Consider the following 20,343-nt stretch of genomic DNA (forward strand, 5'->3'; position numbering starts at 1 on the left):
ATCTAATACTCATCATTTCGATACCCATACTCCCGTAGTTGTGTTTCTTTATTACGCCAATCCTTTTGTACCTTCACCCATAGCTCTAAATAGACCTTTGAACCAAGAAGTGCCTCAATATCTTTTCTGGCACTTTTTCCAATATTTTTTAGCATCGAACCTTGTTTTCCAATTAAAATCCCTTTTTGTGTTTTCCGTTCTGTAATAATCGTTGCTTGAATAAAAATAGCATTTTTTTCCCTTTCTTCCATATTTTCTAACACAACTGCAATCGAGTGTGGAATTTCTTCTCTTGTTAGCTGCAATACTTTTTCTCGAATTAATTCTGTAATAATAAACCGCTCAGGATGATCTGTTACTTGATCACTAGGATAATATTGTGGACCCTCTGGCAGATGTTCACGAATGACATCTAATAAATGACTAACATTATTGCCTTCTAGTGCGGATATTGGAACAATTTCTTTAAAATCATGCTTATCTTTGTATTGGTCAATTAAGGGAAGGAGATCATCAGGATGAACTAAATCAATTTTATTAATAATTAAGTATACTGGTCGCTTCACCTGTTTTAAGCGATCTAATATAAATTGATCCCCTTTACCATACCCTTCTTTCGCATTAATCATAAACAAAATCGCATCTACTTCGTTTAATGTGTTCTCTGCAACCTTCACCATAAAGTCACCTAATTGGTGTTTTGGTTTATGGATCCCTGGTGTATCAATAAACACCATTTGTGCATGATCTTCCGTTAATACACCTTGAATTTTATTACGTGTTGTTTGCGCCTTATCACTCATGATAGCAATTTTTTGACCAATTACGTGATTTAAAAATGTGGATTTACCAACATTTGGTCGTCCAATAATGGCAATAAAGCCTGATTTAAAATTTGTCTCCATTGTTGAATCCTCCGAAGCAGTTATTTTTATTCTATGATACTACAAAAAATTTGTTGTTTCATATAATCGACAAAAGCTGTAAAAAGTTCTTGTTTTTTTACATTTCTTGACGTAGATTGTGAAATAGTCCTCACCTAGCTATCAATACTTTCTGTAGCTGTCTTTTAGAAAGCCCTTTTTATATTCTTTGTTGTTTTAACGTCGCATCTTATCAACTATGCATTAATATTTATACTTGAAAAAGCAACAGTATTTTAGAAAACAGCCTACCTTACAAAAGAAACCCATCTGTCATATGGGTTTAAAGGAATAGGTGAAGTAGTTTGGGGCCAAAAAGAAAAATCCCAATAAAAATTGCTGTAATTGCTGCTAGTAAAACACTAGCAGCAGAAATATCTTTTATAAATTTTGCGATTGGATGTATCTCTGGTTTAAGATAATCAATTAATTTTTCAATTGCGGTATTGACAATCTCTACAATCAGTACAAGACCTATTGCAAATACAAGTAATGCCCACTCAAGTCTGGTTATCCCCGTATAGAATCCAGTTATGACTGCTAGAGTGGCCATTATTAAGTGAACTTGAAAATTACGTTCCGTTTTGGACATGGTTATAAGTCCTTCGATGGCATAGGAAAAACCAAAGCCTTTTTTTGTTTTTTTATCTTTATCGTTCAATGCCAAATTCACCTAAAATCGTTTCTTGTTTTTGAAACATTTGTTTTTCTTCATCCTCTGTCATATGGTCATAACCGAGTAAATGTAGAAAACCATGTACCGCTAAAAAAGCTAATTCCCTCTTAAAGCTATGACCATAATCGGTTGCCTGTTCCTTTGCTTTTTCAACAGAAATAATAATATCCCCTAAAGCTACTGGTATTTCCGCACCTTTAATGGTTACTTCTTCCTCAACCTGTTCCTCCAATGCAAATGAAATGACATCTGTTGGTTTATCCTTCCCGCGATAATCCCGGTTAATTGTTTGGATTTCATTATTGGTTACAAGTGTAACAGACAGCTCTGCATTAGATGAAACATCCTCTTTTTCAGCTGTAAAGTGTAATACACGTTTTAGTAAATCAACGTAATCAGACTCTATCGTGTTTGTTTGATCATGAAAATCGACATTCATTAGTTTGCCTCCTTGGCAGGATACTGAATTCGTGAATGGAATATACCCTTTAATGTTTCACAGACAGCTACTTGTATGTTTTTTATCTCCATTAATGTTAATGGACTTTCATCCAATTGGCCATCCATTAACCGATCATTCACAATAGATGAAACAATTTCCTCTATTTTCTCTTCTGTTGGCTCTTGTAATGATCTTACTGCAGCCTCAATTGAATCGCAAATACATACAATAGCTGCTTCTTTTGTTTGAGGCTTTGGTCCTGGATAGCGATAATCTGATTCTTTCACGTTTGGATTAGTTTCTTTCTCTTTATAATAAAAATACTTTAACAATGTTTTTCCATGGTGCTCCTCTGCTATATCAATAATTTCCTGTGGTAATTTGTATTTTCGTAACATGTCAGCTCCATCATAAGGATGGGCAATAATAATTTCAGCACTTTGACTTGGTGCCATTACATCATGTGGGTTTTTTATTGCCATTTGATTTTCAATAAAATATTGTGGTCTTACCGTCTTCCCAATATCATGATAATAAGCTCCTACTCTTGCTAATAACCCATTTGCCCCAATTGCCTCACAGGCTGTTTCACTTAAATTCGCTACCATTACAGAGTGATGATAAGTTCCAGGTGCTTCCGTTAATATTTTTCGCAATAAAGGTTGGTTAGGGTTAGATAATGAAAGTAATTTAATATCAGATAGAATTCCTAAACCTGTTTCAAAAAAAGGCAATAATCCAATTGTTAATACGGCCGAAAGAAAAGCCGCAGCAAGAGCAAAGCCAGAGTGAATTAAGGCATCAATCCACGTATATTTCTCAAAAGATAAGAATATAAATAGTAGTACGGTTAATATATTAGCAATTGACATGCCTATCCCAGATCGGACAATTGATAATCTATCTCTCACATTTCTAAGGAAAATAATTCCTGCAATTTGTGAGAAGAAGAAATAAATCCCTGCTTCTATATTAAAAGCTTCTGGTATAGCTTCATTAAAAATAATGCTTCCTAAAATAGCATATAGACTAGCTAATACAATGGCTAGACGCTCATGGATTAATTGTTTTAAAAGTAATGCACCTGTTGCTGCTGGTACAACGAAAAAGAGTTGATTAACTTGTGTTGTGTATAGGCTAACAATTTTCATCAATGAGATGACGACAAAACTGATTAATAAAATAGCTATTACTTTCCGTTTATCTAGTTGTTTTTTCTTAGCCAATCGCATAATCTCATACCCGATAACACTAGTGGTCAATCCAATCAATAACAGTAAGCCAATAATCGGAAACACATTTCGCTCGGTATTGAGTAAGCCTACTAACTCTAACTTTTCATATACTTCATTCGTAATAGTTTGACCTTCTCGAATAATTACCTCTCCAGCACGTATGAGGACTGGATCTACATTACTTGCTGCTTCTTTACGAGCATCCATTGTTTTTTCCACATCAAAAAAGGAGTTTTCGACAATTGCAAATTCACTTAATTCCGTTAAAGATTCTTTTATGTTTGGATCTAGAGTTGAATATTTAATTTGCTGTTGTACATTATTTCGCGCACTTTCGATATTTTCCGTTCGAACTCCATTTTCAAAGACAGTCGTTAATGACGATAGTAATAATTCTTTTCCTTCTTCTCGCTCACTTTCTGTTGAGCCCAATAGTTGATAAAATACACCATCATTAACGTTATCTGTTATTTCTTCTGACAACATCTCCTTCAATAATTCTACTTTATCTTGATTAGAGAGGCTTTCTATATCCTCTTTTTGTAGGTTATCTTCATTTATTATATCTTCATTTTCCATTGTATTGATGGCATCGAATACTTCACTAACATATTCAATTTGTTCTGTCGTAATCTCCTCAGATATAGTAAATCGATCCTCTACAGCTTGAACCGTTTCCCTTGTTTTTCGCTCTGTTTCCTGTTCATTTTCAATGGTAATTGGGGAATAAATCGTTTCCTTTGCACTAGTAAAGCGTTCAATCTCATAGGTTTCTGTTGATACATTGTTCATGGTGACTAGAAAGAAAAAAATACCTAGAACAATAACTGGTATCCATATAAAAAATTTACTAAATTCACGGTCTCTGATCCAATTTCTAACGTTTCTTATGTATTTTTTCATTCGTTTCCCCCCAAAGAAAAGGCATATATATAGAAATAAGACCCATCATCTTAGGGTCTTACATAGGCATCGTTAATCATTTGTTTGTTCATAGGCATCAATTATTCGTTGAACTAGTGGATGGCGAACCACATCAGTTTGCGTCAAATAAATAAACGAGATTCCTTTTACAGATGCTAATCGTTTACTTGCAACGTGTAACCCTGACGTTACACCTTTTGGTAAATCGACCTGTGTGATATCACCAGTAATAACCATTTTGGAACCAAATCCTAAACGTGTTAAAAACATCTTCATTTGTTCCGGTGTTGTATTTTGTGCTTCATCTAAAATGACAAAGGCATCATCAAGGGTTCTTCCACGCATGTATGCTAAAGGCGCAATTTCTATGGTGTCCCGCTCCGTTAAACGAATGGTGTGTTCTGCACCTAATACATCATGTAATGCATCATATAAAGGTCTTAAATAAGGATCGACTTTCTCTTTTAAGTCACCTGGTAAAAAGCCTAAACTCTCACCAGCTTCAACAGCTGGTCGGGTTAAAATAATCCGTTTTACTTCTCCATTTTTTAATGCATGTACAGCCATGACCACTGCCAAATACGTTTTTCCTGTTCCAGCGGGTCCAATCCCAAAAACGAGATCATTTTCCTTAATAGCTGTAATATAATTTTTTTGTCCTAATGTTTTGACACGAATCGATTTGCCTTTTACATTCTTCGTAATTTCATCCTCAAATAAGGTTTCAAACTGGTTGATTTTCCCATCCTTTGCTAAATCAACTGCATATACAACATCACGTTCAGAAATGGTTAATCCTTTGCGGACGACAGAAAGCAAGGTTAGCAAGATGTCTTGAACAAGTACAATATCTTCTTCTGAACCAGATACACGAACCTGTTCTCCTCTGGTGACAATCGAGACCTGTAATTGTTCTTCAAGCTGTTTTAAGTGTTTATCATTTGTTCCAAATAAAGTCAGTGCTTCATTTGGATTTGTTAATTGCAAATCAATGACACTTAGGTTTTCTGACATAATCAATCTCCTTGATTTATAGGCTCTTCTTTTACAATATCTTCTTCTACAGTAATATACAACGTTAATTTAACTTTACCATTCTCCGTAGTTTCATGCAAAACTTTTTCAGAAATTATTTCTGCTTTTGGACCTAAGTGAAGTTGCAATTCTTGTTTAGCCTGTTTAATCCCATAATCGATTGCCTCTTCTTTCGTTCTTTCCACTTCATGGTATTCCTTTTCGCTTAATGTAGTGGTAACAAATTTAATAGGCAATTCCCATGTAAGAAAATGGATTGGTTGTTCATATTTTTCGCGATGTATTTGATCATATTCAGGTGACTTAAATCCCCAAATCGGAAATTCGATGTTCCCAATCCTTATGGCATATTTTTTTTCTTTATTTCCAGTTAACGTCTCATTATTCGTACTTAATGGAACTTCTACATTTGTCTCATACCATGTTTTAGCAGTGATGTCGCCTTCTGCAGCAATCAACTCCACTTCTTCCTCATCTTTTTCATCATCATTTTCTTCTTCCCCTTCAGATGCTTGTCCAGATGGTATTTCGCCAGATACTAATACGTCACCTGGTTCTACATAATCATTAACTTGTACTTTAGGAACACCTTTTGACACATACATTTCTTGAATAACACCTTTTTTTGTTGCAACCAGGTTACGCGGACCATCCACCTCTTCTTCTTCTACTACTACTTTTTCGACACCTTCTAACATATAAGTTGTCCCTTTTTTATGAACACCAACCCATAAAAGTTCAGGTACATCGTTTAACAACCTCTGTTGAATAACACTTGGTGAGTCAATTGTGAAAGACCATGAGCCACGATGCACACCATATTGTTCTAATTGATTAGTTATTTTCTCTTCTAAATCGTTTGGAACGCCAGTAATCTTTACTTCCCAAACAATATTAGATAAAAAAACAATTAATAATAGGCTTAAACACAATCCAAGTAAAAGTGGTTTTTTTTGAAAAAACTGATTAATGAGAAATGGATACCCTTTTCGACCTATAAAACGCAACTTATAGTCGTTTGTTTCTCGTTTAATCTGCTTTAAGTATTTCACATCCCCTAATGCAACATTTCCTGAACAAGTGTTATTTGTTTCTTTTTTTATATCCCAAACTGCAATTCCTCTATTCGTACACGCTTGGAAAAACCGCTCTGGTCGTTCCCCTTTTACTAATACTTTTACATATCCTCTCAAATAAGACCCTTGTATACGTTTCATTTTCCCCTCCTACTCTTGAATATCCGGCAAGAATTTTATATCTGAAATATGACCTTCTAATAAAATTTCTTCAGGTAACATCATCTTTAAAACGAAGGAAGACCCTTTGATTTGAATGTAGCCTTTATTTGCTTTTAGCGTTAATTCATTATCTGAGTAGACCGCTATCCCCTTATGATTTTCTATGTATACATGTAATTGTCCTATCACCGTAATTCTGGGTAGTTCCAACATCACATCAGAAGGAAGTGCTAAGTAGTTAATTAACCATGATTTAATACGATGTTGCCAATTTTTCAAGGCGCAACCCCCTCTCTACATCATAATTATGACGCAATAGAGAAGATAAGAACAAAAAACCACCAACAATTTATATTGTTGGTGGTCACAAAATCGCTATTTATTTCGTTCATGGATAATGCTTTGATATGGCTTTCTTGACCTAGGGGGTCCAAGTACTTCGGCCATAACAATACCATTTACCAATCCCTTTTTCGTTAAATTGTGTTTTATTTGCTGCTTTAATTGAAATTGTTCTTCTGTTAATTGTTGTTTTTGTCTTTTATCCTCGTTTGTCTGCATTATATCTTGTATTGCTTCATTTTGTACTTTTTCATCTAAGTCTTGTTTACCTTCTGTTTGGATTTGATCTGCTAACCGCTTCATTTGATCTTCTCTTTGTTGTTCAATAGAAGTGCTTTGAATCTGGCGTGATGAATCAACTGGAGAAGAGTCTACTTTTTTTGCTTGAGTAGGTCCACTCGGTGTTCTTGATGGTCTTGGTTGACGTGTTGGACTTGGCCGCTGTTGTCTAGGTCTTTGCTCTTGTTTTTTATTACCTTTAGCAGCATTGTCACGCAAGAATCCTAATAAACCAGCAATAATCACAATAATGATGAAAAAGTTACTAAAAATTGCTTCTAGGAGACCTTGCATGAAAACCCTCCTCTTGCAGGAGATTTAAAATTACTGTTCATTTTCATCATTCTCATCTTTCGTTAATTTTCCGATTGTGTCACGCATATCGGTATCGGCATTTATATTTTGGTAATTCATATAATCCATTACACCCATGTTTCCTGAACGTAATGCTTCTGATAGAGCTCGTGGAACATCTGCTTCTGCTTCCACAACTTTTGCACGCATTTCCTGCACACGTGCAACCATTTCTTGCTCTTGGGCAACAGCCATTGCACGTCTTTCTTCTGCTTTAGCCTGTGCAATATTTTTATCTGCCTCAGCTTGGTCAGTTTGTAAAATAGCACCAATGTTCTTGCCGATATCAACATCTGCAATATCGATGGACAAAATTTCAAAAGCAGTACCTGCATCTAAACCACTATTCAATACATTATGGGAAATGGAATCTGGATTCTCCAGCACTTTTGTGTGTGCATTTGAACTACCAATTGTACTTACGACACCTTCACCTACACGGGCAATAACCGTATCCTCACCAGCACCCCCGACTAAGCGGTCAATATTTGCGCGCACGGTGATTCTAGCTTTCGCTTTTACTTCAATTCCATCCATGGCAATACCAGCGATAAACGGTGTTTCAATAACCTTTGGATTAACGCTCATCTGTACTGCCTCTAAAACATCACGGCCTGCTAAATCAATTGCTGCACAACGTTCAAATGATAGCTCGATATTGGCACGGTGAGCTGCAATCAATGCATTAACTACACGGTCCACATTACCACCAGCTAAATAGTGACTCTCTAGTTGATTGGTTGTTACATTTAAACCAGCTTTATGCGCCTTAATTAGCGGATTGATCACACGTGATGGTACAACCCGACGTAAGCGCATTCCAACTAAAGTAAAGATACCGACTTTCACACCAGCAGCTAATGCGCTAATCCATAGCATGACAGGTATAAACGTAAATAAGACTGCAACTGCAATTATAATAACTGCAATAACAATAATTGGTGTTAACTCTTGAATACTCATATGTAATTCCTCCTATTCATCTTTGTTAACTATTTCGCGAACAACAATACGAACTCCTTCAACTTTAACAATTTTCACTGGTTTATTAAGTGCAATAAATCCCCCCTCTGATATAACATCTAATCGCTCATTGTCAAATATTGCAGTACCAGATGGCCTTAATGGGGTCACGGTCGTACCTTCCAAACCAATTAATTCTAAACGATTTTCAGAAGACACATAGCCTAGTTCGGTTGTTGTTTGGTCCTTTAAAATAATATGTCGAAAAAAACCTTTTTCCATACCAATTGTTTTAAATAAAACAACCGAGGCTACTACTGCTACAATAAATGCGATAGCAATACTCATAGACATATGGCCAATATCATATCCAGACATAATAAGGGATGCGATGACAGCCCCAATACCTATCAGTCCGATAATCCCACCTGGTACAAAAAACTCGGCGATAATCAGTACAATGCCTACAATCAGTAGAACAATAGCTTCCATTCCAGCTAATCCTGCAACAATATGTCCATAGAAAAATAAAATTAATGAAACAATTCCCATGATACCTGGAATTCCAAATCCTGGGGAATATAACTCAACAATCAATCCCAGACTTGCTACTGACAACAATATCGGGATAACGACAGGGTTTGTTAAAAAACGCGCAATTTCTTCTGACAAGGTCGTTTCTGTCTCCACCACTGTCGCATTCGACAAGCCAAGTTGATCTAACAACTGTACACGATCTTCGACAATACCTTCTGCATAATCTACTTCAACTGCAGTATTTGGTCCTAATGTTAAAAATTCCCCTTCACCTGCACCGTATTCAGGAAGGTCGATACTTTCATCTGCCATTGCTTTAGCATAAAGTGGATCTCTTCCTTTCGATTCTGCAGCCGATTCCATTTGAGCTAACCAGGCAGATTGTGCCTTTTTATCTGCTGCCGTACCATCTTGATTAATGACCCCACTTGCGCCCATACGAGCATGTGGTTTCATATAAATATGATCCGTATTTAAAGCGATATAGGAGCCCGCAGATAATGCCTCATTCACAATGTATGAAGTTGTTGTTATTTCTAAGTCTTGCAGTAATGTTCCAATTTGTCCAGCAGAATCTACTCTTCCACCGGGCGTATCAATTTCAAATATAATGTGGTCCGCACCTTCAGTTACCGCTTCTTCAGTGGTTCTGGAAAGAAATGCTTCTAAACCACGTTCAACCTCTTTTTCAATTGGTATTATGTATACTAATTTGCCACTACTATCCTCCTCTGCATTGAAAGAATGAAAAGGAATAAAGACAAGTAATGGTAAAAGGAAAACTAAACTAAATATCCATGTTATCAATCGCTTATACCTCAAGATGACACCTCCTTAACGTTGTATTTGTATATACGTGCCATATTATAAAAAGTTTCATTTTATTATAACCTATTTCTACTATGTGTATCATTTCAGGGACTGAAAAACTTATTTTTAGAGGGCTTTTCGCATACTTTGTTGTTTTCTACGACACATAATGTATATTATATGCAGTAGTTTTATCTAAAAAACCGCTACGGAAATACACTTCGCTTTCCGCGGGCGGCTGTTGAGCCTCCTCGTGCTACGCACTCCGGGGTCTCACCTATGCCTCTTCTCCCGCAGGAGTCTCCGTGTATTTCCTTCGCTAAAGTGAGCTGTCCTAATTTTAATCATTTTTATTGACAATGCACAATTGATCCAAGCGAGTAATAGACACATTGGATTATAGTGTCTTATTCCTTGTATAGAAAGCTGTTCGAAGCTGCGGAAAATGCGAGACTCCTACGGAAAAGGAACAGTCTGAAGACCCCGCAGCGAGCGTACTTTGCTCGCGAGGAGGCTGAAGCGTTCCCCGAGGGAAAGAAAACACTGTGAAAACGACCGCTGGGAGTTTGAACAGATGTTGCCCTTGTGCCCATGGTGAAAGCGAGTGTTTTTCCGCTGCGGTGGTTGAGCACTCATCCTATAAATGATGATAAAGATGCATGTCAAAGTTACTGCGTATAATATATCTTATATGCATGACGTTTCATACCTGAAAGCAACAATCTTTTAGAAAAAAGCCTTTTTAAAAACCCTTGTCATACTATAGTTGACAAGGGTTTTTGTTAAACTTATCTTTTATGGAGTTATGAATTTAAGTGCTTTTGCACTAGTTGATTAATTTTGGCGCCGTCTGTCTTCCCTTTTACTTTTGGCATAATCGCACTCATAACTTTACCCATTTCTTTTTTCGATGTCGCATTCACTTCATGAATCGTTGTTTTTACTATATCCTCAAGTTCATCATTTGTTAGCTGTTTTGGCATATATTCTTGTAAAATAGTGATCTCCTGAGTTAACTTTTCTACAAGATCATCGCGTCCAGCTGATTTGAATTCTTGGAGGGAATCTTTTCTTTGTTTCAACTCTCTAGACAAAATGGTTAATTCTTCGTCTTCTGAAAGTTCGTCTTTACCAAGATTAATCGATTCATTTTGAACAGAAGCTTTAATCATTCGAATAACACTAAGGGTATCTTTATCTTTATTCTTCATTGCTTGTTTCATATCGTTATTAAGTTTATTAATTAATGACATCTACCTGCACCCTCTTTGTTATTTACGTTTTCTAGCAGCTTCTGATTTTTTCTTACGACGAACGCTTGGTTTTTCATAATATTCACGCTTACGATATTCAGACAATGTACCACTTTTTGATACACTACGCTTAAAGCGACGAAGAGCATCCTCAAGAGACTCGTTTTTACGAACGCGAGTTGTATTTGACATACTAATTTCCCTCCCTCCGAAGCATCAACAGGATTATACAGACATATGTAAATCACATGCCTTGTTAAATTATAATATACTTAGGTCTAAAGGTCAAATTTTATTAGACAACTTGGCTTTTCATCAAGCCTTGGTTTACTTATGTTAGTCAAGTTAAAGTTACGTCACATTTTCATCAACTATTAGATAAAACTTCATCACTCATAAAAGGGTGTGGATTGAAACAATCTTTTAGAAACAGCCTTTTTTAATAATCACTTGTTCCTTTATTCCCTGCTATAATATCAACACCTGCACTAGCTCCGATTCTTGTTGCACCAGCTTCAATCATAGCATTGGTAGATTCTAAATCACGAACTCCTCCAGAAGCTTTGACACCCATTTCGTCACCAACTACTTCACGCATGAGACGGATATCTTCAACAGAAGCCCCACCACCAGAAAAACCTGTTGATGTTTTAACATAATCTGCACCAGCTTCTTTTGCCAGCTTACAAGCAATACGTTTTTCATCATCATTTAGAAGGGATGTTTCAATAATAACTTTTGTAAGAGCTTTGCCTTTAGCAGCATCAACAACTGATTTAATATCCTTTTTCACAAAATCAGTATTTCCAGACTTTAACTCTCCTATATTAATAACCATATCAACTTCTTCAGCACCATCTGAGATCGCTTGTTTTGTTTCAAATTCCTTAACTGCTGAAGTAGTAGCTCCAAGTGGAAACCCTATTACGGTACAAACCTTCACGTTCGTATCTTTTAACTGATTATAACAGTAACTAACCCAATGAGGATTTACACATACGGATACAAATCCATTTTCACGAGCCTCTTCAATAATAGTATCCATTTTTTCTTTCGTTGTATCCGGTTTTAATTGTGTGTGGTCAATATACTTAGCCAATTCCTTCGTCATGGTTTAACTCCCTTTCTATTGTTGTACGTACATCTATGTCCAATCATAGCATGTCCCTTCTTAAATTGCTACTAACATCATTATCTTTATACATTATAAAATCCCAGTAAGAACTGGGATTAAGATGTAGCTTTGATTTGTTGTGCATGTGTTGCATCCTCTATAACACGTACAAATTTTCCTTCGTTATAAGGATAACCAGCACGATCAATTTTCACTCGGATAAGTTTTCCAATCATATCTTCTGTTCCAGAGAACTTCACCTTCAAATAATTATCTGTGTATCCAACAAGTGTACCTGGTTCATCACTATCCCGTTCTTCTGGAATGACTTCTAAAACATCATTTTCAAAATTAGATGCATATTCTTTTGCAAGCTGATTCGATAATTCGATCATTTCTTGAACTCGTCTGTGTTTTGTATGATCATCAACTTGATTTTCCATTCTTGCAGCTGGTGTTCCTGTCCGACGAGAGAATGGAAATACATGTAATTCTGCATAGCCAATTTCTTTTACAAAATTGTACGTCTCTTGAAATTCCTCTTCTGTTTCGCCAGGAAATCCGACGATAACATCCGACGTAATAGCTAAGTTAGGCAAGGCTTTTTTTATTTTATCGACTTTTTGCTTATAATAACTGCTAGAATACTTACGTCGCATGCGCTCTAATACCGAATCAGATCCAGATTGTAATGGGATATGTAAATGGCGAACAATTTTTTCAGATTGATCTAATACCTCTATTACCTCATCTGTAATTTGGCTCGCTTCAATAGAAGAGATACGAATTCGCTTCAGACCATCTACCTTAGCTTCAAGTTCTTTTAATAGTTTTGCAAAATTATAATCCTTCATATCCTCTCCATAGCCAGCAGTATGGATTCCTGTTAGAACGATTTCTTTATAACCAGCATCGACAAGGCTTTGTGCTTGTTTAATAACATTTTCAGGTTCTCTTGACCGTAAAAGACCTCTTGACCAAGGAATGATACAAAATGTACAAAAGTTATTACACCCTTCTTGAATTTTTAATGAAGCTCTGGTTCGGTCTGTAAATGCTGGTACATCCATTTCTTCAAACACCCGGTTCTTCATAATGTTGGATACACCATTAATTGGTTCCCTCGTTTTTTGGTGTTCTTCAATGTAACCGATCATTTTTTTGCGATCTTGTGTCCCAACAATAATATCGACACCTGGAATTTCCATGATTTCTCCTGGAGAAGTCTGCGCATAACAACCAGTTACGCAAACAATTGCTTCTGGATTCTTTCTTACTGCTCGACGTATGACTTGTCGGCTTTTTTTATCTCCTGTATTAGTCACTGTACACGTATTAATGACATATACATCTGCTTGACGGTCAAACTCGACCCGTTCATACCCGTCCTCTTTAAACATTCTCCAAATTCCTTCTGTTTCATAATGATTTACTTTACAGCCTAACGTATGAAATGCTACTTTTGGCATTATGGACACCCCGATTCTTCAAAATGATATGAAATAGTTGCTAATACATATAATGGTGCTGTTTCAGTACGCAAGATACGTGGTCCTAAACGGATGGGATTGAATCCATTTTGCAACAACAAATTCACTTCGTTATTGGAAAAACCCCCCTCAGGGCCAATAAAAAGAAGTATGGTTTGGCCTGGCTTAATTTGATCAAACACATCCCTCAAAAGTTGAGATGGAGTCCGTTTTGCTTCATCTTCATATGCAAATAACCTTACATCATAGGAAGTAGCCTGTTGAACTAACTCTTTTGTAGATTGTATTGGCATTATATTAGGAATTCGATTACGATGACTTTGCTCGCTCGCTTCTTTCATAATTTTTTCAAAGCGTTGCATTTTTTTTGCAGCTTTTTTCATATCCCATTTCACAACAGAACGATCTGCCTGAATAGGAATAAAGCCAGCAGCTCCTAATTCCGTACCTTTTTGTAGTACAAGTTCTAGTTTATCACTTTTCGGTAGTCCTTGTGCAATTATTACATCTACAGGTAATTCCACTGATTCCTCCAACCATTCTTTTATGGAAACCTGTACCATATCGTTGTCAATTGCTGTTATTTCACAAATGGCTACTCTCCCGTCAGGATGATTACAAATTAGTTGATCACCTTCTTTAAGACGCATAACACGAATGATATGGTGCGCATCATCACCACTTATGTGGACTTCATCTTTGTACCACTTTTCCTCGGAAATAAAATATCGTTGCAACTAACACACCACTTTCCTTATGGAGTTAAGACTGGTTTCTTCGCTACAATGGAAACCCAATCCTCCATCTCATTGACCTCAATGATTGTAAAGCCACATTTTTCTAATTTTTTTACGACAAGTTGTTTTTTTGCCTGAATAATACCAGATGTTATAAACAATCCGCCTTCTTTTAAGTTATTCCATGCATCTTCTACAAAACGTACAATAATTTCTGCTAGTATATTAGATACAATAACATCTGCTTTTCGTTGAACATGATCTAGTAAATTATTTTGCTTTGTCACAATTTGCTTGTCTATTTTATTTAATTTAGCATTGATTTTTGTACTTTTTACAGCAATGTCGTCTAAATCGTAAGCAAATACTTGATCAGCTCCTAATAAAACAGAAGCTATACTTAATACACCTGAACCACTTCCTACATCAATAACGGTGTCCCCTTTATTCAGATATTGTTCCAAAGCTTGTATACTTAATACGGTTGTAGGGTGTGTTCCTGTACCAAAAGCCATTCCTGGATCAAGTTCTATGATGATTTCATCTGTTGATACAGGGGTATATTCTTCCCAAGTCGGAATGATGGTTATTTTTTTTGAAATTTTTACGGGTTTATAGTATTTTTTCCAAGCTGTTGCCCATTCCTCTTCATGTACTTCACTTAATGTCACATTATTTAGTCCAATATCGATATCATACAATATGAGGTTATTAATCGCTTGTTTAATTTGATCGACTGTTTCACCTAAAAAACTATTTATTGGTAAGTAGGCCTTTACATATACGCCTTCTTCTGGATAATCATTTTCACTTAGATCATAGACCTCCCCAAAAAACGTATCCCTTTCTTTTTCAAGGTCCATTGGATCTTCAATCACAACCCCACTTGCTCCTGTTTCATGCAGGATATTTGAAATCGGTTCTACTGCTTCATTGGTGGTATGAATACATATTTCAGACCATTTCATCGTTCTCACTCATTTCTTCTATGTATGCGGTGTATCATGAAACACCGCCACTAATCACCTTTAAATGCCTTTTTAAATCGTTGAAAAATAGAATCTTCTTGTTCGTCCAATGATTCGTTTCCTTCAATTTCATTAAATTCACGTAATAACTCTTTTTGTCTATCTGTAAGCTTGGTTGGTGTCACAATTCGAACCTTAATATGTTGATCACCATGTCCATATCCGCGAACATTTGGAGCACCTTTTCCTTTTAATCGGAAGGTCTTACCTGATTGTGTCCCTGCTGGTATTTTTAACTTTACTTTCCCATGTACAGTTGGTACTTCCACTTCATCACCTAAAGCTGCTTGTGAGAATGTTAATGGGAGTTCACAATAGATGTGGTCTCCTTCTCGCTCAAAAAATTCATGAGGTCTAATTTGAATGACAACGAATAAATCTCCAGGTGGTCCTCCATTTTCGCCAGGCTCCCCTTTTCCAGCTACACGAATTTGTTGTCCTTCATCAATACCTGCTGGAATGGAAATATGAATGTTTTTATGTTTTTTAACTTTACCAGTACCACCACATGTATTACATTTTTCCGGAATGATTTTTCCAGAACCATTACAATGGTGACATACACGCCGATTGACAACACGACCAAATGGTGTGTTTTGTTCCGTATTTAATTGACCCGAACCATTACAATGGGTACATGTTTTCGTTTTGGTACCTGGCTTTGCTCCAGATCCATTACAAGTATCACAATTCTCTTCTTTTGGTATACGTATATCTGTTTCTTTACCAAAGATTGCTTCCTCAAAACCTAGTGTCATCGTGTATTGTAGATCATTTCCTTGGCGTGGTGCATTTGGATCACGTCTTGTGCCACCACCAAAGAACATATCGAATATATCACCAAAACCTCCAAAGTCCTGTGCACCACCACCAAAACCACCAAATCCTTGATCTTGTGCTCCTGCATGGCCAAATTGATCGTATTGAGCACGTTTCTGTTCATTACTTAATACTTCATAAGCTTCTTTCGCTTCTTTAAATTTTTCTGAAGCATCTGCTTCTTTATTCACATCTGGATGATACTTTCTTGCTAATTTTCGATATGCTTTTTTTATCTCATCTTTAGAGGCATTTTTATCAACACCTAGCACATCATAATAATCTCGTTTACTCACTTGTTAATCACTCTCCCGATACACTATAGCATACGTTTTATCATATCATCATTTATGTTGTCATAGCAAACAACATATAGAACACAGCATCAAAACGTGTAAAAAGTCAAAGTCAAGAAGATCCTGACTTTGACTTTTTACTTCCTTTATTTCAATAAAACATAGCCGTTTTTATGATACATCGATAGATTAATTATTTTTTCTTGCCTTCATCATCTACCTCTTGGTAATCTGCATCAACTACATCATCATCTGCACCTTCTGCTTGTTCCTGTCCTTGCCCAGCAGCTTGTTGTTGCTGCATTTGCTCATACATTTTAACAGACAACTGTTGTACTTGTTCTTCCAATGCTTCTTTCTTTTGTTTAATTTGCTCTATATCGTCAGACTCTATTGCTGATTTCAACTCATCTTTTGCAGTTTCTGCTTTTTGTTTCTCATCTTCTGAAACCTTATCACCTAAGTCTTTGATTGTTTTGTCTGTTGTAAAGATAAGTTGGTCTGCTTCATTACGTAAATCGATTTCTTCACGACGTTTCTTATCTTCTTCTGCATTTTCCTCTGCTTCTTGAACCATGCGTTCAACTTCATCATCTGAAAGGCCAGAAGAAGATTTAATTGTTATGGACTGCTCTTTATTCGTACCTAAATCCTTTGCACTTACATTCACAATACCATTCGCATCAATATCAAAGGACACTTCAATTTGAGGTACCCCTCTTGGAGCTGGTGGGATATCCGTTAATTGAAAACGGCCAAGTGTTTTATTGTCTTGAGCCATTTCACGTTCCCCTTGAAGGACGTGAATGTCAACAGCTGTTTGGTTATCTGCTGCTGTTGAGAATACTTGAGAATGACTAGTTGGGATTGTTGTATTGCGTTCAATTAATTTTGTTGTTACGCCACCCATTGTTTCAATTCCTAAGGATAATGGTGTAACGTCAAGTAATACAACATCTTTTACGTCGCCTTGTAATACGCCACCTTGAATTGCTGCACCTAAGGCAACTACTTCATCTGGATTAACCCCTTTTGAAGGATCTTTTCCAATTTCTCGTTTAATCGCTTCTTGTACTGCAGGAATACGTGTAGAACCACCAACTAAAATTACTTTATCAATTTCATTAGCAGCTAAGTCAGCATCACTTAATGCTTTACGTGTTGGTTGCATCGTGCGTTCCACTAAATCAGACGATAATTCTTCAAATTTCGCACGTGTAAGATTCATTTCCAAATGTAATGGACCTGCTTCCCCTGCTGTAATAAATGGTAAAGAGATTTGTGTTTGGGTTACACCAGACAGATCTTTTTTCGCTTTTTCTGCTGCATCTTTTAAACGTTGGGCCGCCATTTTATCTTGAGATAGATCAATTCCATTTTCTTTCTTAAATTCTGCTACCATATGGTCAATAATTACTTGGTCGAAGTCATCTCCACCTAAACGGTTATCCCCTGCAGTTGAAACTACTTCGAATGTACCATCACCAATATCTAAGATGGATACATCAAATGTACCGCCACCCAAGTCATATACAAGGATTGTTTGATCTTGATCCTCTTTATCAATACCATATGCTAATGCTGCTGCTGTCGGCTCATTAATAATACGTTCTACTTCCAAACCTGCAATTTTACCAGCATCTTTTGTTGCTTGACGTTCAGCATCATTGAAGTAAGCAGGTACGGTAATAACTGCTTTTTCTACTGTTTCGCCAATGTAATCCTCCGCATAGGATTTGATGTGTTGTAATATAATTGCTGAAACTTCTTGTGGTGTATATTCTTTATCTTCAATTTTAACCTTGTAATCTGTACCCATATGACGTTTAATAGATTGGATCGTATTTGGGTTAGTAATTGCTTGTCGCTTTGCAACCTCCCCTACTTGACGTTCCCCATTTTTAAATGCCACAACAGATGGTGTTGTACGGTTTCCTTCTGGATTCGGGATGACAACTGCTTCTCCACCTTCCATTACGGAAACACATGAATTTGTTGTTCCTAAATCAATTCCGATGATTTTACTCATAGTCAATTCCTCCTTAAGCCGATTCTATTTATTTACTTTAACCATAGCAGGTCGGATAACACGATCTTTAAGTATATAGCCTTTTTGTAGCTCTTCCACTACTATATCAGATCCTTGTTCTTCATCTTCTATTTGCATTACTGCATGATGTATGGTTGGATCAAATGGCTTGCCAACAGTTTCTATTTCTTCTACACCTTGTGCTTTTAGAGCATCTTTTAACTGCTGGTATACCATCGTCATTCCTTCTACAAAACTAGCGGTTGTTTCTGTCACTTCTACTTGTAATGCACGTTCAAAGTTATCGATTGCTGGAAGTAGTTCTGTAATTATATCCTGTGCTTTATACTTACTAGCAGCTTCTTTTTCTTTTTGTGTTCGTTTTTTGAAATTATCAAACTCTGCTTGGATTCTCAGCATCTTTTCATTTGCTTGATCTTTTTCCTTTTGCAAACGTTCCACATCAGCTTGTAATTGTGCTAGTTTTGCTTCATCTGATTCTAAGTGTTGCTTTTCTTCTTGGCTAGAATCAATTACTTCTACTTCTGGTTCTGATTGATCTGTTTCTTGATCAACTTCCTCAATGTTTTCTGTATTATTTCGTACAGTTTCTTCATTCGTATCCATTGCTTCATTTTTTTCTTCCATTAATGCCACCTCCTTAGGTAAAACGCCATATAGACTATAACATGAATAGTTTTTGAATTAAACTAACACACAAAGAATTGATGGGTAAATCCCATCAAACAAACTATTATATTAGATTGTTCTTTTATTAATTTTGTTTATACCACACATGTAATACATCCGTCATTTCATGTGATAGCGTATTTAACAAAGTGATCACTTTCTTGTACTCCATACGTGTTGGTCCTAATAATGCTATTGTTCCCATTTGGTTATCCCCTAAACGATATGGGGCTGTAATTAAACTGAAGTCTTTTATTGCTTCTATCTTATTTTCGTTTCCGATTGTTACCTTTATACCATTCGTTCCATTTTTTAATAGGCTAGCTATTTCATCTTCATTTTCCATCATTCTATAAAAGGAGCGGATTTTTTCAACATCTTTAAATTCAGGTTGCATTAATATATTCGTCTTTCCACTCACATACAATTTCACTGGGTGATCATGTAAAAATGCTGCCTTTAAATAGTCATAAGTTCGCTCAAAGTCATCTACATAATTTTTCATTAAGCTAACAATTTCTCGGTTAAGTTTATGTGGTAGTTGAACAAGTGGTACATTATATAATCGATCGTTTAAAATATTTACCATCTTCTCTAAATCAGATGCATTAATCTTATTAGGAACAGTAAATGAACGATGCTCGACATGACCCGTGTTTGTAACTAAAATCGCAACAGCTGTTTGTGGAGAAGTCGTAACAAATTGAAGTTGCCTTAGCTTTGCTTCAAAGATTTCAGGACCTAATATAATGGAAGTATAATTTGTTAAATCTGATAATACTTCTGCGGTCTTTTGAACAACTTGTTCTAATTCAATAAAACCATCTTCTATTATATGTTCCAGCACATTAATATTGCCACTTGCTATATAAGGCGAGATGATATGGTCCACATAATAACGATACCCTTTCTCAGACGGTACTCTTCCAGATGAAGAGTGTGTCTTTTCTAAGTAACCCATATCTTCTAAATCAGCCATATCATTACGAATGGTTGCAGGGCTAAATGGAACTTCTTCTCTTTTGGCAATAGCACGAGAACCTACTGGTAATGCAGTCTCAATGAAATCATCAATTATGACTTGCAAGATTAATAATTGTCTATTTGTTAACATGATGATCACCTCTGT

General features: G+C 36.2%; 20 protein-coding genes. All 20 read right to left on the reverse strand.

Annotated features, from left to right (window positions below; translation table 11 throughout):
* Nucleotides 1–2 precede the first annotated feature (2 nt).
* The 20 genes from era to hrcA all read right to left on the reverse strand — a co-directional run bounded on the left by era (nt 3) and on the right by hrcA (nt 20,328).
* On the reverse strand, nt 3–905 hold the full coding sequence (gene era / locus GHC26_RS04285) for a GTPase Era (RefSeq protein WP_163970031.1): 903 nt from the start codon (nt 903–905) through the stop codon (nt 3–5).
* 301 nt (nt 906–1,206) lie between these two features.
* Nucleotides 1,207–1,584 (reverse strand): diacylglycerol kinase family protein, encoded by a 378-nt coding sequence (locus tag GHC26_RS04290; protein ID WP_226376844.1) that lies wholly within the window; start codon nt 1,582–1,584, stop codon nt 1,207–1,209.
* On the reverse strand, nt 1,574–2,038 hold the full coding sequence (gene ybeY / locus GHC26_RS04295; RefSeq protein ID WP_163970033.1) for an rRNA maturation RNase YbeY: 465 nt from the start codon (nt 2,036–2,038) through the stop codon (nt 1,574–1,576). The genes GHC26_RS04290 and ybeY overlap by 11 nt, the downstream gene beginning before the upstream one ends.
* Nucleotides 2,038–4,179 (reverse strand): HD family phosphohydrolase, encoded by a 2,142-nt coding sequence (locus GHC26_RS04300; protein WP_163970034.1) that lies wholly within the window; start codon nt 4,177–4,179, stop codon nt 2,038–2,040. The genes ybeY and GHC26_RS04300 overlap by 1 nt, the downstream gene beginning before the upstream one ends.
* Before the next feature lie 72 nt (nt 4,180–4,251).
* Nucleotides 4,252–5,214, reverse strand: coding sequence for a PhoH family protein (locus tag GHC26_RS04305; protein WP_163970035.1), 963 nt, complete (start codon nt 5,212–5,214; stop codon nt 4,252–4,254).
* Between the two features lie 2 nt (nt 5,215–5,216).
* Complete coding sequence (yqfD, locus tag GHC26_RS04310) at nt 5,217–6,452, reverse strand: sporulation protein YqfD (RefSeq protein ID WP_163970036.1); 1,236 nt, start codon at nt 6,450–6,452, stop codon at nt 5,217–5,219.
* A gap of 9 nt (nt 6,453–6,461) precedes the next feature.
* Nucleotides 6,462–6,752, reverse strand: a complete 291-nt coding sequence (gene yqfC / locus GHC26_RS04315; RefSeq protein ID WP_163970037.1) for a sporulation protein YqfC — start codon at nt 6,750–6,752, stop codon at nt 6,462–6,464.
* A 96-nt stretch (nt 6,753–6,848) separates the two neighbouring features.
* The gene (locus GHC26_RS04320) at nt 6,849–7,388 is read right to left on the reverse strand and encodes a hypothetical protein (protein WP_163970038.1); all 540 of its coding nucleotides are present in this window, start codon (nt 7,386–7,388) and stop codon (nt 6,849–6,851) included.
* 30 nt (nt 7,389–7,418) lie between these two features.
* On the reverse strand, nt 7,419–8,411 hold the full coding sequence (gene floA, locus GHC26_RS04325; protein WP_163970039.1) for a flotillin-like protein FloA: 993 nt from the start codon (nt 8,409–8,411) through the stop codon (nt 7,419–7,421).
* 12 nt (nt 8,412–8,423) lie between these two features.
* The gene (locus GHC26_RS04330; protein WP_163970040.1) at nt 8,424–9,770 is read right to left on the reverse strand and encodes an NfeD family protein; all 1,347 of its coding nucleotides are present in this window, start codon (nt 9,768–9,770) and stop codon (nt 8,424–8,426) included.
* Nucleotides 9,771–10,561: 791 nt separating this feature from the next.
* On the reverse strand, nt 10,562–11,011 hold the full coding sequence (locus tag GHC26_RS04335) for a GatB/YqeY domain-containing protein (RefSeq protein WP_163970041.1): 450 nt from the start codon (nt 11,009–11,011) through the stop codon (nt 10,562–10,564).
* An 18-nt stretch (nt 11,012–11,029) separates the two neighbouring features.
* Nucleotides 11,030–11,203, reverse strand: coding sequence for a 30S ribosomal protein S21 (rpsU, locus tag GHC26_RS04340; RefSeq protein ID WP_163970042.1), 174 nt, complete (start codon nt 11,201–11,203; stop codon nt 11,030–11,032).
* A 247-nt stretch (nt 11,204–11,450) separates the two neighbouring features.
* Nucleotides 11,451–12,122, reverse strand: a complete 672-nt coding sequence (gene deoC / locus GHC26_RS04345; RefSeq protein ID WP_163970043.1) for a deoxyribose-phosphate aldolase — start codon at nt 12,120–12,122, stop codon at nt 11,451–11,453.
* A gap of 119 nt (nt 12,123–12,241) precedes the next feature.
* On the reverse strand, nt 12,242–13,594 hold the full coding sequence (mtaB, locus tag GHC26_RS04350; protein ID WP_163970044.1) for a tRNA (N(6)-L-threonylcarbamoyladenosine(37)-C(2))-methylthiotransferase MtaB: 1,353 nt from the start codon (nt 13,592–13,594) through the stop codon (nt 12,242–12,244).
* Nucleotides 13,594–14,352 carry a 16S rRNA (uracil(1498)-N(3))-methyltransferase gene (locus tag GHC26_RS04355; RefSeq protein ID WP_163970045.1) on the reverse strand — a complete coding sequence of 253 codons (759 nt, stop codon included), beginning with the start codon at nt 14,350–14,352 and terminating at the stop codon, nt 13,594–13,596. The genes mtaB and GHC26_RS04355 overlap by 1 nt, the downstream gene beginning before the upstream one ends.
* 17 nt (nt 14,353–14,369) lie before the next feature.
* Nucleotides 14,370–15,320 (reverse strand): 50S ribosomal protein L11 methyltransferase, encoded by a 951-nt coding sequence (gene prmA / locus GHC26_RS04360; protein WP_163970046.1) that lies wholly within the window; start codon nt 15,318–15,320, stop codon nt 14,370–14,372.
* Nucleotides 15,321–15,370: 50 nt separating this feature from the next.
* Complete coding sequence (gene dnaJ, locus GHC26_RS04365) at nt 15,371–16,495, reverse strand: molecular chaperone DnaJ (RefSeq protein WP_163970047.1); 1,125 nt, start codon at nt 16,493–16,495, stop codon at nt 15,371–15,373.
* Between the two features lie 193 nt (nt 16,496–16,688).
* A complete protein-coding gene (gene dnaK, locus GHC26_RS04370) occupies nt 16,689–18,524 on the reverse strand; it encodes a molecular chaperone DnaK (RefSeq protein WP_163970048.1) in 1,836 nt (611 codons plus the stop codon).
* A 24-nt stretch (nt 18,525–18,548) separates the two neighbouring features.
* Nucleotides 18,549–19,172: a nucleotide exchange factor GrpE gene (grpE, locus tag GHC26_RS04375; protein ID WP_163970049.1), complete on the reverse strand. Its 624-nt coding sequence runs from the start codon at nt 19,170–19,172 to the stop codon at nt 18,549–18,551.
* Between the two features lie 127 nt (nt 19,173–19,299).
* A complete protein-coding gene (gene hrcA, locus GHC26_RS04380; protein ID WP_163970050.1) occupies nt 19,300–20,328 on the reverse strand; it encodes a heat-inducible transcriptional repressor HrcA in 1,029 nt (342 codons plus the stop codon).
* Nucleotides 20,329–20,343: the final 15 nt, after the last annotated feature.

The sequence above is a fragment of the Oceanobacillus halotolerans genome (genome assembly GCF_010993955.1).
In the GTDB taxonomy this organism is placed as follows: domain Bacteria; phylum Bacillota; class Bacilli; order Bacillales; family Amphibacillaceae; genus Oceanibacillus_A; species Oceanibacillus_A halotolerans.